General features: G+C 70.9%; 11 protein-coding genes. 3 read left to right on the top strand and 8 right to left on the bottom strand.

Going from position 1 to position 13,971, the window contains the following annotated elements:
- Positions 1 to 2: 2 nt before the first annotated feature.
- The 6 genes from Rai3103_RS11750 to mraZ form a co-directional block, all read right to left on the bottom strand.
- Entirely contained in the window at positions 3 to 1,577 is a 1,575-nt protein-coding gene (locus tag Rai3103_RS11750; protein ID WP_479685351.1) for a UDP-N-acetylmuramoyl-L-alanyl-D-glutamate--2,6-diaminopimelate ligase, read from the bottom strand.
- Positions 1,578 to 1,674: 97 nt separating this feature from the next.
- Positions 1,675 to 3,447: a peptidoglycan D,D-transpeptidase FtsI family protein gene (locus Rai3103_RS11745; RefSeq protein ID WP_194793113.1), complete on the bottom strand. Its 1,773-nt coding sequence runs from the start codon at positions 3,445 to 3,447 to the stop codon at positions 1,675 to 1,677.
- Positions 3,441 to 3,626, bottom strand: a complete 186-nt coding sequence (locus Rai3103_RS17010) for a hypothetical protein (RefSeq protein WP_194793112.1) — start codon at positions 3,624 to 3,626, stop codon at positions 3,441 to 3,443. The genes Rai3103_RS11745 and Rai3103_RS17010 overlap by 7 nt, the downstream gene beginning before the upstream one ends.
- Before the next feature lie 312 nt (positions 3,627 to 3,938).
- Positions 3,939 to 4,550, bottom strand: a complete 612-nt coding sequence (gene ftsL / locus Rai3103_RS11740; protein WP_153572759.1) for a cell division protein FtsL — start codon at positions 4,548 to 4,550, stop codon at positions 3,939 to 3,941.
- Complete coding sequence (gene rsmH, locus Rai3103_RS11735; RefSeq protein WP_153572758.1) at positions 4,550 to 5,587, bottom strand: 16S rRNA (cytosine(1402)-N(4))-methyltransferase RsmH; 1,038 nt, start codon at positions 5,585 to 5,587, stop codon at positions 4,550 to 4,552. Before rsmH ends, ftsL begins: the two co-directional genes overlap by 1 nt.
- A gap of 186 nt (positions 5,588 to 5,773) precedes the next feature.
- Positions 5,774 to 6,202 (bottom strand): division/cell wall cluster transcriptional repressor MraZ, encoded by a 429-nt coding sequence (gene mraZ, locus Rai3103_RS11730; protein WP_153572757.1) that lies wholly within the window; start codon positions 6,200 to 6,202, stop codon positions 5,774 to 5,776.
- A 1,134-nt stretch (positions 6,203 to 7,336) separates the two neighbouring features.
- Between mraZ and Rai3103_RS11725 the strand changes: the two genes are divergently transcribed.
- Genes Rai3103_RS11725 through Rai3103_RS11715 form a run of 3 tightly spaced genes read left to right on the top strand, consistent with a single transcriptional unit; the run spans position 7,337 to position 11,829 of the window.
- Positions 7,337 to 8,269 (top strand): AAA family ATPase, encoded by a 933-nt coding sequence (locus tag Rai3103_RS11725; protein ID WP_422396046.1) that lies wholly within the window; start codon positions 7,337 to 7,339, stop codon positions 8,267 to 8,269.
- A 3-nt stretch (positions 8,270 to 8,272) separates the two neighbouring features.
- Positions 8,273 to 9,562 (top strand): DUF58 domain-containing protein, encoded by a 1,290-nt coding sequence (locus Rai3103_RS11720; RefSeq protein WP_153572756.1) that lies wholly within the window; start codon positions 8,273 to 8,275, stop codon positions 9,560 to 9,562.
- Positions 9,559 to 11,829 carry a transglutaminaseTgpA domain-containing protein gene (locus Rai3103_RS11715; RefSeq protein ID WP_153572755.1) on the top strand — a complete coding sequence of 757 codons (2,271 nt, stop codon included), beginning with the start codon at positions 9,559 to 9,561 and terminating at the stop codon, positions 11,827 to 11,829. Before Rai3103_RS11720 ends, Rai3103_RS11715 begins: the two co-directional genes overlap by 4 nt.
- Before the next feature lie 388 nt (positions 11,830 to 12,217).
- On the opposite strand, the gene Rai3103_RS11710 is transcribed toward Rai3103_RS11715, so the two are convergent.
- A complete protein-coding gene (locus Rai3103_RS11710) occupies positions 12,218 to 12,601 on the bottom strand; it encodes a DUF3040 domain-containing protein (protein ID WP_153572754.1) in 384 nt (127 codons plus the stop codon).
- Between the two features lie 170 nt (positions 12,602 to 12,771).
- A complete protein-coding gene (gene dinB / locus Rai3103_RS11705; RefSeq protein WP_153572753.1) occupies positions 12,772 to 13,947 on the bottom strand; it encodes a DNA polymerase IV in 1,176 nt (391 codons plus the stop codon).
- Positions 13,948 to 13,971 lie beyond the last annotated feature (24 nt).

The following is a 13,971-nucleotide window of genomic DNA, read 5'->3' as shown; positions in this document are numbered from 1 at the left end:
AGTCAGTCCTCCAAGGTGCGCCAGGCGGTACGGATGGCTTCGACATCGTCGAACGGGATGACGCGCTCCCCGACGATCTGGCCCTGTTCGTGGCCCTTGCCCAGCACGGCGACGACGTCGTCGGGCCCGGCGAGCCGCAGTGCGGTGGTGATGGCATCGGCCCGCTCGCCGCCGTCGAGCACCTCGACGGCGCCGGCATGACCCGGACGTACGGACTCGACTGCTCCGGTGCGGACCGCCTCGGTGGCGCCGGCCAGGACGGCGTCGCGGATCAGGCGGGGGTCCTCTGACCTGGGGTTGTCGTCAGTGACGACGACGACGTCGGCCCAGGTGGCCGCCGCGGCACCCATCGGGCCCCGCTTCTCCTGGTCACGGTCACCGCCGCAGCCGAGCACCGCGATGAGCTTGCCCGTGGGGCGTGCGGCGAAGGCCTCCAGGGCCGAGGCGACGGCCTGGGGGGTGTGGGCGAAGTCGACCACGGCGAGGGGTGCGCCGGCACCGAGGTCGACGATCTGCATCCGGCCGGGGACCTGGGCCGTGGCCAGGCCTGGCAGGGCCGCGCGGACGTCGACACCCGTCATCGCCAGCATCGCCGCGCAGGTGACGGCGTTGCGGGCGTTGAACAGCCCGGGCAGGCCGACCTCGATCTCCAGCGGACCGGTCGGCGTCGTGACGGCCACCCGGGAGCCCCCGGACGGCAGCGGCACGACGTCGTGGGCGTACCAGTCGGCCGAGGGGTCGGCGAAGCTGGTCGTCCAGACCTTCTCGAGCCGGCCCCGGCTCTCCTCGGCGAGGCGGACGCCCCACTGGTCGTCGATGCTGATCACGGCGGTCCGGGTGTGCTCGGGGTGGAACAGGCCCGCCTTGGCCTGGAAGTAGTCCTCCAGGGTGGGATGGAAGTCGAGGTGGTCCCGGCCGAGGTTGGTGAAGCCGGCGACGGCGAAGGGCACGGCCTCGACCCGTTCGAAGACCATCGCGTGCGAGGAGACCTCCATGGCGACGGACTCGGCCCCGGCTTCGCGCATCACGGCGAGGAGTGCGTGCAGGTCGACCGACTCGGGAGTCGTGATCGTCGTCCGGGAGGCATCCAGGGACAGGTCGCCGACCCGGAAGCCGAGGGTGCCGATGGTGCCGGCCTTCCGACCGGCCGCGGTCAGGCCGGCAGCCAGCAGGACGGCAGTCGTCGTCTTGCCGTTCGTCCCGGTGATGCCGTACATGGTCAGGTTCTCGGCGGGGCGCCCGTAGACCTCTGCCGCCCAGTGGGCCATCAGGGTCCGGGGCCGATCCACTGCGATGACGGGGAGCCCTTCCGCCGCCGGATCGTCCGCTCCGGCGCGGTCGGTGAGAACCACAGCGGCCCCCAGACCGAGCGCCGAGGCGGCGAAGCGGATCCCGTGGGTCCGGGTGCCGGCCAGGGCCACGTACGCGTCCCCCGGCAGCACGAGCCGCGAGTCAAGGGTGAGACCGGCGATGACGACCTCCGGGTCGGCGCCCTGGAGGTCGGCCGGATGTCCCAGTTCCCGCGCCAGGTCGCAGAGCGCGCCGAGCGTGGCGGGGCGGGTGGAGCGGGGACGCAGTGGTCCGGTCGTGAACGGCACAGTCAGACCGTACCCATCCCGGGGCGACCGAGGCCATCCGACCACTGGGCGGCGACGGTCAGGCGTCGGCCCCGGATCACCATTCGAGTTTGGCGACGGGCGCCTTGGTGGCGGACGGAAGGACGCCGTAGCGCGGCAGGGCGTACTGCATGATCTCCTTGAAGGCCGGCCCGGCGACGGTGGACCCGAAGTGCCCGTTGACCGGGTTGTCCACCACGACGTAGGTCAGGATCTGCGGGTCCTCGGCGGGGGCGGCGCCGATGTAGCCGGCGGTGTAGCCGACGTACTTGCCGGACTTCTCGTCGTAGCGCTGGGCGGTGGCCGTCTTGCCCACGGAACGGTAGCCCGACAGGGTCATCCCGGCCCCGGTGCCGCCCGGGCCGGTGACGGCCTCCATCATCTGCGTCACCATCGCGGAGGCCTGTTCGCTGACCACGCGGCGCGGCTGGGCACGGTCGACGCTGACCGGCTTGCCGTCGGCGTCCGTCGCCGACTTCACGATCGTGGGGGTGTTGTACACGCCGTCGTTGAGGATGCCGGCCACCGCCGAGGCGAGCTGGAGTCCGGTCACCGAGAGGCCCTGGCCGAAGGCCACCTGGTCGCGCGAGTAGTCCGGCAGGGTGGTCTTCGGCGCCCAGCCGGACGCCTCACCGGGCAACTCGATACCGGTCCGCTGGCCGAGGCCGAAGTTCTGCAGATGGCTGACCAGATCGGCCTTCGGCATCGTACGGGCCATCTCGACGGTGCCGATGTTGGACGACTGGGCCAGCACCCCGGTGGCGGTGAGCCGGATGTCGCCGTGTGACTCGGAATCGGTGATGGTCAGGTCGGCGGACTTCAGCGACGACGGGACGTTCACCTGCGTGTCGGGGGTGATGTAGCCGCCGTCGGCGAGCGCGGCGAAGGTGAGCACCTTCTCCACCGAACCGGGCTCCAGCGAGTCGCTGATCGCCCGGTTGCTCATGGCGTCGGCCTTGGCGTTCTTGAGGTCCGAGGCGTCGAAGGACGGATAGTTGGCCATCGCCAGGATCTCGCCGGTCTTGATGTTCATCACGATGGCGTAGCCGAAGTGCGCCCTGCTCGAGTCGACCACCTTCTTCAGCGACTGCTCAGCCGTCCACTGCAGCTCCGCGTCCAGGGTGAGCTGGTAGCTGGTGCCGTTCTGGGCGGGGGTGATCTCGTTCGCGCCGAGCGGGATCTTCGTGCCGGCCGGCGAGCTCTGGTAGACCTCGACGCCGTCCTTGCCGGCGAGCTGCTTGTCCTCGGAGTACTCGAACCCGTACGCGCCCTGCCGGTAGACCCCGTCGTCGTCCTGCTTGAGGACTCCGATGACGTTGGAGGCGACCGTGGCGCCGGGGTAGGTCCGGATCGAGTTCGTCGACGTCCACAGCCCACCGGCGTACTGCTTGGCGTCACCGGCCTTGGCGAGGTCGCCCCGGATCAGGTCGTAGGTGTGGGCCGGGACCTGGCGCTTGATCATCGCGTACCGGGTGTTCGGCCGGGTCAGCGGTTCCAGGTAGTCCGCGGGCACACCGCCGAGGTACTTCGCCAGGATCGCGGCGATGGTGTCGGCATGCGGTCCGGTGGCCACCGGATCCGCCGTCACGTCGACAGCGGGGCTGGATTCGGCGAGCACCTGACCGTTGCGGTCGGTGATGGCGCCACGCACGGCCGGCAGGGCCTGGCTGCGCTTGACCAGGGTGGCGGCCTGCGCGGCATATGCCTGCGGGTCGAGGCCCTGGATCTGGATCAGGCGGGCCCCCGACAGAACCGTGGCGCAGACCAGCACGATGACCAGGATCTTGATCCGGGCCGGCGAGCCGCCCCGGCCGAGGGGTGTGCTCAGCAAGGGGCCCAGCGCGAATCGCCGGGGCCGGGCGGAGATCCGCCGGCGCCGATGATCACGGTGCCGATCATCACGGTGCCGATCATCACGGTGCCGATCGGTCCGGCCCCGATCGTTACGGTGCCGATCGGCCGTCGGACCCGGTCGATGCCGATCGCCGGGCCGGGGCGCGCTCCCACCACCGGCCCGCCCCTGCCCGCCGGGGCCGAGCGGCTCGGACCGGGAGGCGTGCCTGGTCTGTCCGGTCTGGCGAGTCGCGGGTCGGCGCTGGTCGGCGGCGCCGGAGCGCGTACGAGCGCCGGACGTCTCCGGTCGGGCGGAGGATCGGGTCCCGGTCTCGGCACGACGGTGGCCGGTCTCGGGCACTGGGCCCCGGTCGCCGGCCGGCCGTCGGCCGCCTCGCACGTCCCTGCGCTCCTCACCACGAGCGGACTCGGGGCGACGATGCGGGGTCTGCTCGCGCTGGTCCGTCAGGCGGCGATTCTGCGGCATGGTCATCGCCCCTGGGACGGCGTGAGGGTCGGTTGGTTCGTCCCGGGGCTCGACGCCGGTGACGGCGAACCGGAGGAGGGTGAGGCCTGGGGCTGCGACGTCGTCTGGGCCTGCGGGGCGCTCTGGGCCTGCGTGGCGTCGGCGGGGGGCTGCGTCGAGGGCTGCGGCTGCGCCGCGGTGGCCGAGTTACGAAGCCCGGCGTACGGTCCACCGGCGGTCGCCGGCTTCGCGTCCCCCACCACGGTGCCGTCGGGCACCATCACGAAGCCCGGCGTCGTGTCCGGCACCATCCCCATGTCGAGGGCACGCTGCGCCAACTGGCCCGACGAGGACCGCCGGCTCAGTTGCTGCTGGAGGTCGGCCTGTTCGTTCTTCAGCACCTGTGCCTGGGCAGCGAGCGTACGCAACCGGAACGCCTGGTTCTGCAGCGTCACGTTGAGCATCAGCAGCAACGTCGTGCCGACGACAACAAGAGCCAGGAGGAACGTCCAGAACGAGCGCTGGGAGACCTGGGCCGCGATCCGGGGCACGACCCGCAACTGGGCCTGTCGTCGCTGGGCGGCGGCGAGGAACCCCGCGCGGGAGCCCAAGGTGGGTGACAGCAGAGCACTCATCAGGACTCCTTGATGCGCTGGGCGGCACGGAGCCGCGCGGACGCGGCTCGGGGGTTGCTGGCGGTCTCGTCGTCGGTGGGGCGCTCGGCCCCCTTGGTGAGGAGGGTGAAGGCCGGCTGCAGTTCCTCGGGAACGATCGGCAGGTCTCGCGGTGCGCGACTGGTGGAGGCATCCCGGAAGGCATGTTTGACCAGCCGGTCCTCCAGCGAGTGGTAGGCCAGTACGGCGATCCTGCCCCCGACCGCCAGGCTGTCGAGCGCCGCCGGCAACATCCCCTCGAGGGCCTCGAGCTCGCGGTTCACCTCGATCCGCAGCGCCTGGAACGTCCTCTTCGCCGGATGACCGCCGGTGTGGCGGGCAGCCGCCGGGATGGCGGACGCGATCACCTCCACGAGCCGCGCCGAGGTGACGAACGGGGCCTGCTCGCGGGCGGAGACGATGGCGCGGGCGATCCGGTCGGCGAAGCGCTCCTCGCCGTAGCGGGACAGGATCCGGGACAGCTGTGGCGCGCCGTAGGTATTGACCACATCGGCCGCGGTCGGCCCCTCCTGCCCCATCCGCATGTCGAGTGGGGCGTCGACCGCGTACGCGAATCCTCGATCGCGCGCATCGATCTGCAGCGACGACAGGCCCAGGTCGGCGAGGACCGCGTCGACCCGTGGGATCCCCAGCTCGCCGATCACCTCGCCGATCTCGTCGTACACGGCCCGGACGGCGGTCACGCGGTCGCCGTACACCGCGAGGCGTTCACCGGCGGTCGCCAGGGCGTCGGGGTCCCGGTCCAGCCCGACGGCACGCGCACCGGGGCAGGCGTCGAGCAGGGCCGCGGTGTGGCCGCCCAGACCGAGCGTGCAGTCGACGAAGACGGCACCGGGCTCGCGGAGCGCGGGGGCGAGGAGTTCGACGATCCGGTCCCGCATCACCGGAAGGTGGATCGCCTCAGGACGGGCACGCCCGTCCGTCGGTCCGGTGGGCGAGGGGATGGCAGCCGCAGCGTCATCCTCGGAGGACTCGCCGGGTCGCCTCGTCGAAACCATCTGTCGGTCCTGCCCTTCGGTTGCCCTCGCTCGTGTCGTCCCGCGCCGTGAACGCGGAGGGCCGTACGACCTGGTTCCGCCCCGAGGAGTGCGGGAAGTGCTACCTGACACAGGGGAAGTTGTGTCAGGGTGCTCACCCCTCGGGTCGGGGCCGGACCGTACGGCCTGTCCCGATCCCCCGGCGGCCTAGGCCCCCGGGAAAACTTCTTCGTTCATCTCGGCGAATGCCGATTCGTGCTCAGTGGAGTACTGCTCCCACGCGACGGCGTCCCAGATCTCGAGCCGGTTGATCACCCCGGTGACGACGATCTCCTTGTCCAGACCCGCGTAGGCCCGCAGGTGCGGGGGGATCGTCACACGTCCCTGCTTGTCAGGGACTTGGTCGAAGGCCGTCGCCGCCAGCATGCGCTGGTACTCGCGGACCTGTTTGACCGTCATCGGTGCGTCAGCCAACTCCTTCGTCCGTGCGGTGAACGCCTGGATGGTCTCGATCGTGAGACACCGGTCCTGCGACCGGGCCACGACGATGCCCTCCTGGAGCTCCTCGCGGAACTTCGCCGGTAGGACGAAGCGGCCCTTCTCATCGAGCTTCGGGGTGAATGTGCCGAGGAACATGTCGGCCACCCCCTGACCCGATCAGCTGGACCACCGTCCTCCACTTTCCCCCACCCTATTCCCTTTTCCTCCACCAAGCCACCCTTACGCCCCACCCTTCTCCCCTTTGTCCCACCGTTCCCACGCCGCGAGCCGCAGTGAGACGTCACCGTGGCGCTGACGCTCGGCGTGTCGCTGCCCGATCCCCTCCCCTGGGCCCCTTCCGTCACCCCCGTTGCGACCGCCGCCTCCCCCGCCCTCCCCGATGGCCCACCGGGATGGGCACCTCCACGGCGAGTGCGCGGGCAGGGGGCGGCCCGTAGAGCGGATGCGGAACAGGGCTCGCCTCAGCACAGGCATGTAGGGTTGGTGGCCGACAGAAGTGACGACCCTGGAGGCACAGTGAGCTCTACCCCGTACGGCGACCGAGGGCCCACCCCGCAGCGCTCCGCAACCCCTGCTCCCCAGCGCTCGGCAACCCCCGCACCCCAGCACTCGGCCAGCCCGGTGCCGCAGCGCTCGGCCGCCCCGGCACCACAGCGCTCCGCCACCCCCGCCTCCCCTTGGTCAGCAAACCCGGCACCCCAGCGATCGGCCGCCCCGGCACCGCAGCGCTCCGCCACTCCCGCCCCGCAGCGCTCTGCGACGCCCGCCCCGCAGCGCTCCGCGACGCCCGCCCCGCAGCGCTCCGCGACGCCCGCGCCCCAGCGCTCCGCGACACCCGCGCCGGCCTGGACCCCCAACCCCGCCTCCGCCGGCTCCGCCTCCCCGGCGTCGAACCGCCTGAGCAGCCCGACGTCGGCGTCGGCGACCACGCGTTCCACCCCGCCGGCCGGGCGCCTGACCAACCCCCAGTCAGCCGCGTACGGTTCCGCCGCGGGAACGCCGGCCTACCAACCCAGCGCGGGCTACCAGTCCAGCGCCGCCCAGCCGACCAACCCCGGCTACCAGCCCAGCGCCACCCAGCCGACCAACCCCGGCTACCAGCCCAGCGCCGCCCAACCGGTCTCAGCGACGCGCCCGGCGACTCGACCCGCCTCCGCGAGCCGTCAGCCCGCGACGCGCACCAGCGCCACCTCCCAGCCCAGCGCCGGCTACCCGACCAGTCCCCGATCGGCGGCCCCCACAGGCACCGGCACCCACTCCCTGGCCGACGTGGCCACGGTGATGGGGCGGGTCCGCGACGCCGTCGAGACGGTGATCGAGGGCAAGCGTGGCGCCATCGACACCGCCTTGGTCGTGATGCTGGCCGAGGGTCATCTCCTGCTGGAGGACGTGCCCGGCGTCGGCAAGACGATGCTCGCCAAGGCCCTCGGTAAGGCCATCGACTGCAAGGTCAACCGGGTGCAGTTCACCCCTGACCTGCTGCCGACCGACATCACCGGCGTGTCCATCTACAACCAGGCGACCCGCGCGTTCGAGTTCAAGCAGGGCGGCATCTTCGCCAACATCGTCCTCGGTGACGAGATCAACCGGGCCTCACCGAAGACGCAGTCAGCGATGCTCGAGGCGATGGAGGAGCGGCAGGTGTCGGCCGATGGCACCACCTACAAGCTCCCCAGCCCGTTCATGGTGATCGCCACCCAGAACCCGATCGAGATGGAGGGCACCTACCCCCTCCCCGAGGCCCAGCGTGACCGCTTCATGGCACGGATCGAGATGGGCTACCCGGCCGAGGAGGCCGAGATCGAGATGCTGCGCAGCCATGGTGGCCGCTCACCACTGGCCGACCTGAAGCCGGTCACCGACGGCCAGACGATCAGTGGACTGGTCCGGGCCGTCACCACGGTCTACGTCGCCCCGGCGCTCGAGCGCTACATCGTCCGGGTGGTCGGCGCGACGCGGACGACCCGAGACCTGCGGCTGGGCGCCTCGCCGCGCTCCAGCCTGCAGCTCCTCCGTGCCTGCCGGGCGCTCGCCGCGATCTCCGGGCGTGACTACATCACCCCGGACGACGTTGCCGCACTGGCTGTTCCTGTGCTGGCGCACCGCGTGCTCGCCTCGACAGAGTCCCAGCTCGCCCAGCGCTCCGTCGAGGACATCATCGGCAGTTGCGTCCGGTCGGTGCCGATCCCCGACCGGAGCTGATAGATGCGCATACCGCTGCGCAATCCGTGGGCCCTGATGACGCTGCGCGGCAAGGTGACCTTCGTCATCGGCGCCGTGCTCGCCGCACTGTCGGTACTCCTGGGTCAACGTGACGCCCTCCTCGTCGGACTGCTCCTGCTTCTGGTGCCGCTGGGTGCGGCGGTCTTCGTGGACCGTACGCGACTCAAGCTGTCCTGCGAGCGCAAGGTGTCACCGGGACGGGCGGCCATCGGCGAGGAGATGACCGGCACGCTGGCCCTCGACCGGCACGGCAAACTGCCGGTGGGCGTGCTGCGCTTCGAGGACCGCATCCCCGCCGCGCTGGGGCCGCGCCCCCGCTTCACCTTGCAGAACCTCGCCGCGGAATGGCACCGGGAGGTGAGCTACACCCTCACCGGTAGCCAGCGCGGCCGGTTCCAGACCGGCCCTCTACTGGTCCGGGTGTCCGATCCGTTCGGCATGGCCGCCCTGGATCGGCAGTTCAACGCCACCAGCGAGGTGATGGTGACCCCCCGGATCGTCCCGCTCGATTCGATGGGCAACGCCGGGGGCACCGGGAGCACCGGCGAAGCCAGGCCGCAGCGTCTTGGCCTATCGGGCCAGGACGACATCCTCGTCCGCAGCTACGTCCGCGGTGACGACGTCCGCCGCATCCACTGGCGCTCGACCGCCCGCCACGGCGAACTGATGGTCCGGCAGGAGGAACAGGCCTGGGACCCGAGCGCCACCGTGGTGCTCGACTCGCGCGGCGTCGCGCACCGAGGCTCGGGACCGGAGAGTTCGTTCGAGTGGGCCGTCTCGCTGACGGCGTCCCTTGCGGTCCACTTCCTCAAGGAGGGGTACGCGATCACCCTGTTCGGGGCGGACGGCCCGCTGACCGACCCGCATCTGGGCGATCTCGGCAAGGCGACGAGCCGGCGCGAGGCGATCACCCAGCTCACCGACGTCACCCTGTCCGACAGCACCGACCTGCGGCGTGCCGCCGAGGCGACCCTGCGCGGGGTGGGCTCGCAGATGACCATCGCGGTCCTGGGTCAGCTCTCCTCCGCCGATGCGGCGCACCTGGTGGAGATGAACCGCAACCAGGCGTACGCGATGGCCTGGGTGCTCGACGTCGAAGGCTGGGCGTCGGGCAACGGTCACCCGGAACGGGCCGGCCGGCCGACCCCCGAGGACCACGAGCTCGCCGAGAACGTGCTGCGTGACGCGGGCTGGCGGGTCGTCAGGGTGACCTCCGGGATGACTGTCGACGACGCGTGGGCGAGGATGTCGAGGATGGGGGAGCAACTGTGATCCGGCCGATCGACCGGACCGGGGGGGCGATCGTCGGGGCCTCGGTCCTGGCCACGCTGCTCCTCCTACCGTTCACCCAGGACCCCTCGTACCTGATCAGCGCGATCCCTCTGGCGGTGCTGCTCGGCGGCATCGGCCTGGTGCTGCGCCGGTTGCGGGTCAACGACGGCATCGTCTTCCTCGCCCAGCTCGTGCTGCTGGTGGTGTATCTGTTCTCCATCTCGCTGTCCCTGGGAATGCCGGGGCAGGGACTGGTGGGACTCTTCAGCGAGGGCGTCCGGCACATGTCGACGCACACCACGCCGATGATCGCCAACCCCGGCCTGACGCTGCTGCTGGTGGCCACCGTCGGCGTCACGACGGTGCTCACCGACCTGCTGGCCGAGGGGGTCGACCGGCCGGCCTGGGCGATCCTGCCGTCCCTGACGCTGTACCTCATCGGTGCGATCGGCCTGCTGCACGACATCCCGTGGTGGACGGTCGTCGTCCTCGCGGTGGGATACCTGTGGATCCTGCTGGCGGATGGTATCAACGCCGCCGAGACCTGGCCCCGACACCTCGAGCGGACCGTACGGCTGACCGGGCGGATCACGCCGCTGGCGGTGCGGATGGGTGGGATCGTCGCCGCGGCGGCGGTGGCCACCACCCTGGCCGTCGGCCTCCTCGTCCCGCTGCCCCCCGCGCACCAGCTCAACGGCGGCCAGCTCAACCAGGACTCCGGCCCGATCCAGCTCGCCGACCCGATGCTCGACATGCGGCGCAACCTGTCCCAGCCGGCCGACGCGGAGGTCCTGACCTACACGACCGACGCCCCGCAGGGTGAGTACCTCCGGATGGCCTCCTTGTCGGTGTTCGACAGCAAGGGCTGGCAGAACGCGTCGTTCCACCTCACCCAGGGCAACACGCTGCCGCCACCCCCGGGCCAGGACACCCTCGGCAAGGACGTCCGCACGCAGGTGAAGGTCACCGACTTCCGCTCGGAGTACCTGCCGCTGCCGTACGCGCCCAAGCGGTTCGACGCTCCCGGACAGTGGGCCTACGGGACGGATTCGCTCGTCGTGGTCGCGACCGGCAAGGATCGTACGGCGGCCACCCGCAACCTGTCCTACTCGGTGACCAGCATCGACACGTCACCGGACGGGCCGAAGCTCTCGACGGCGATGGCGGGACAGCCGAGCGATGCGAACCTCACCACCAGCGTCCCGCAGGACATGCCGCAGGAGATCGTCGACCTGGCCCTGAAGATCACCCAGGCCGAGCCCACCCCGGCGCTGAAGGCCGCGGCGATCCAGAAGTACCTGCGCAGCGACACGTTCACCTACAGCCTCGAGCCCCAGCCCGGCACCGGCTACGACGCGATGAAGCGGTTCCTGCTGCAGGACCACAAGGGCTACTGCGAGCAGTTCGCCGGGTCGATGGCGGCCATGGCGCGGGTCGTCGGGATCCCGTCGAGGGTCGCCGTCGGATGGCTGCCCGGCACCAAGAAGGGCGACGGGTACTCCGTCACCCTGCACAACATGCACGCCTGGCCCGAGTTGTACTTCGAGGGCGTCGGCTGGGTGCGGTTCGAACCGACCCCCGGCGTGGCCGTGCCGCCGGCCTGGACGATGACCGCCCCCGAACAGCCCACCGCCTCTCCCACTCCGACCCCGTCGCCCTCGGCCACGCCGTCGACCACCTCCGAGGCCACGCCCACCCCCTCCGCGTCGACGGCTCCGGTGGCACCGGCACCGCCGGTCATCAACGTCCTGGCGATCCTCGCCCGGGTGGGACTGGCCATCGTGCTGCTGGCGCTGGTCACCGGTCTCCTCGCGCTGCCGGGCCTGTTCCGTCGCCGACTCCGGACCCGGCGCCTCGCCCCCACGGAAGGGGAGCGCCTGGATTCCTCGCACCGGGCGGTCGATGCCGCCTGGGCCGAGGTGCGCGACACGTTCGTGGACTACGGCTATCCGTGGCCGGCCGGGTCACCCCGGGCCGTCGGGCGACAGTCGGCGGGAGTGCTGCCGGAGGAGTCGGGCCGGTCGCTCGTCACCCTGTCCCGCCAGGTCGAGCGCTCCCGTTATGCCGAGTCGGCGGTGCACTCGGGCGATCTTGCCGCCCTCGTGGGGAGCATCCGCGACGGCGTACGGAACGACAAGGCCTGGGATGTCCGGCTCCTCGGGGAGTGGTGGCCGAAGTCCTGGTGGCGGACCCTTGGGGAGGCCCTGACCTGGCACGCCCTGCGGGCCCGGGCCACGGCCGCGATCGCTCGCCGTCGCGACCGCTGATCGTCGTCCCGGGAGCCGTGGCCGACCGGCCCTGAACGGACGGACGTGGGGCCGGCCCGAAAGGACCGGCCCCACGCTCCACTGATGTTTGCGTTCCACTGATGTCTGCGCCTCACCGTGCCGCGGCCCGCGAATCATCATCGATGATCTGGTGTCACCGCGGTCAGAGATTCACCGGTGCGACACGGTCTGTCGGCGGGATCGAAGTCGCGACGTCCTACTCCTGATTCCCACATCCTGGTGTCTTTGTCAGTCACACAGCCCTGCGGTGGTGCCGGAGGACCGGGCCGCCGGCGGGTTCTCGCCCCGCTCGGCGGTCTTGGGACAGGCTGCCCTGAGGGTGCCCGTCTTCGGGTGGATCGTCGACCGGCCGCTCGCCGGTGCACGATCACTGCTGATCGTTGCCCTCCTGGCGACGGTTCCACCGCTCCTCGAACTTGTGCATGATGCGCCGGTCCTCGGCGCTGACACGCACCTTGGTGCGCCCCTTGCGTTGTGAGAGGGCATCCTGCTTCTGCCATGCGCTCAACCCCACGATCGTGGCGGCGAGCATGACCAGGAAACCGAACACACTGATCAACCAGTGGGTCTGGATGCCGACCAGCAACAGGACGACGCCGACTATGAAGGCGAGTCCCGCACCGATGGCAAGACGGGTCTCGAGGCGTCTTCCACTGTTGCCGCTGAGGGTGTCCGCAAGTTTGGGATCCTCGGCGGCAAAGGCAGCTTCCATCTGTTCGAGCAGCCGCTGCTCGTGTTCTGACAGGGCCACCACTACCTCCGACCGTCCTGTTGGGTGCTTGCGAAGAACTGTTACCCAGTTCCTCGGCGCCTACTGGTTACAGTTTAGTGCCCACCACGGCGTACTGGAATGATACGGCGCATCCCGAGCATTGACGGAGTCTTCCAGGGTCACGGAGCGTGGAGTCCGGACGTGTCCCGTCACCAGGTACGGGTCAGCGAGGCCCGTTGGACGGCGTGCGGGCCGAACCGCAGATTGGCGCGGTCGATCGCGGCCGTCGCCTCCCGCCACCCCTGGTCGGGGGTGAACAGGTCCGCCTGCGTGCTCACCGTCGCCGAGTCCCGCAGCCCCTCCATCCTGATCCCGACCTGGCGCACCCGGGCCCGTTGGAGGCCGAGCCGGTCATAGAGCGAGACCGCCCGACGATGGATCTCGTCGGTCAGGTCGGTCGGCTCCGTCAGCGTCATCGACCGGGTCAACGCGCTGAAGTTGGCGAACCGGAGGCTGAGGGTGACCGTACGTCCCACCAGCCGAGCCCGACGCAACCGGGCCGACGTACGTTCCGCCAACCGCAGCAGCTCCCGGTGGACGACCTCCGGGTCGTACACGTCGGCCGGGAAGGTCTCCTGGGCTCCGATGCTGCGCTCGTGCTCCTCGGGGCGACGGTCGGTGAGGCGGCGGGGGTCACGGCCGTTGGCCAGGTCGACGAGCTTCTCCCCCTGCCGCGGGCCCAATGCCCGTTGCAGGGTCGCCGGCGCTGTCCGGGCCAGGTCCCCGATGGTGCGCAGCCCCAGCCAGTTGAGGGTGGCGGCGGTGGACTCCCCCACTCCCCACATCTGCTCGACCGGCAACGGCCACAGGAAATCGGTGACCCTGCCCTGGGGGACGACGAGCATCCCGTCGGGTTTGGCCGCGACGGAGGCCATCTTCGCCACGAAGGGGTTGGGCGCCAGCCCGACCGAACAGGGCAGCCCCTGTTCGGAGAGGATCCGTGCCCGCAGGTCGGCGACGACCTGCTCGGGTCGCCCGAGTCGGCTGCGGGTGGCGGTCAGGTCGAGGTAGGCCTCGTCGACGGAAGCACCCTCGACCACGTCCGTGACGGTGTCCATGATCGCGAACACCGCCCGGGACGCCTCGACGTACGCCTCCATGTCGGGCTGGACCACGATCGCCTCGGGGCAGAGTCGCCGGGCCGTCACCGAGGGCATGGCGGAACGGACGCCGCGGGCCCGGGCCTCGTAACTGGCCGACAGGACGACGCCGCGGTGCTGACCACCCACGAACACGGGCCGGCCCCGCAGCTCGGGACGGCGCCTCAACTCGACCGAGACGTAGAAGGCGTCCAGGTCGAGATGGGCGATCACCCGCCCGCTCATCGTGTCCCCCGAGAGCCTGACTCC

The organism is Raineyella fluvialis, from assembly GCF_009646095.1.
Classification (GTDB): domain Bacteria; phylum Actinomycetota; class Actinomycetes; order Propionibacteriales; family Propionibacteriaceae; genus Raineyella; species Raineyella fluvialis.
The sequence above is the reverse complement of the archived record's forward strand: the minus strand, read 5'-3'. Positions and strand labels throughout refer to the sequence as shown.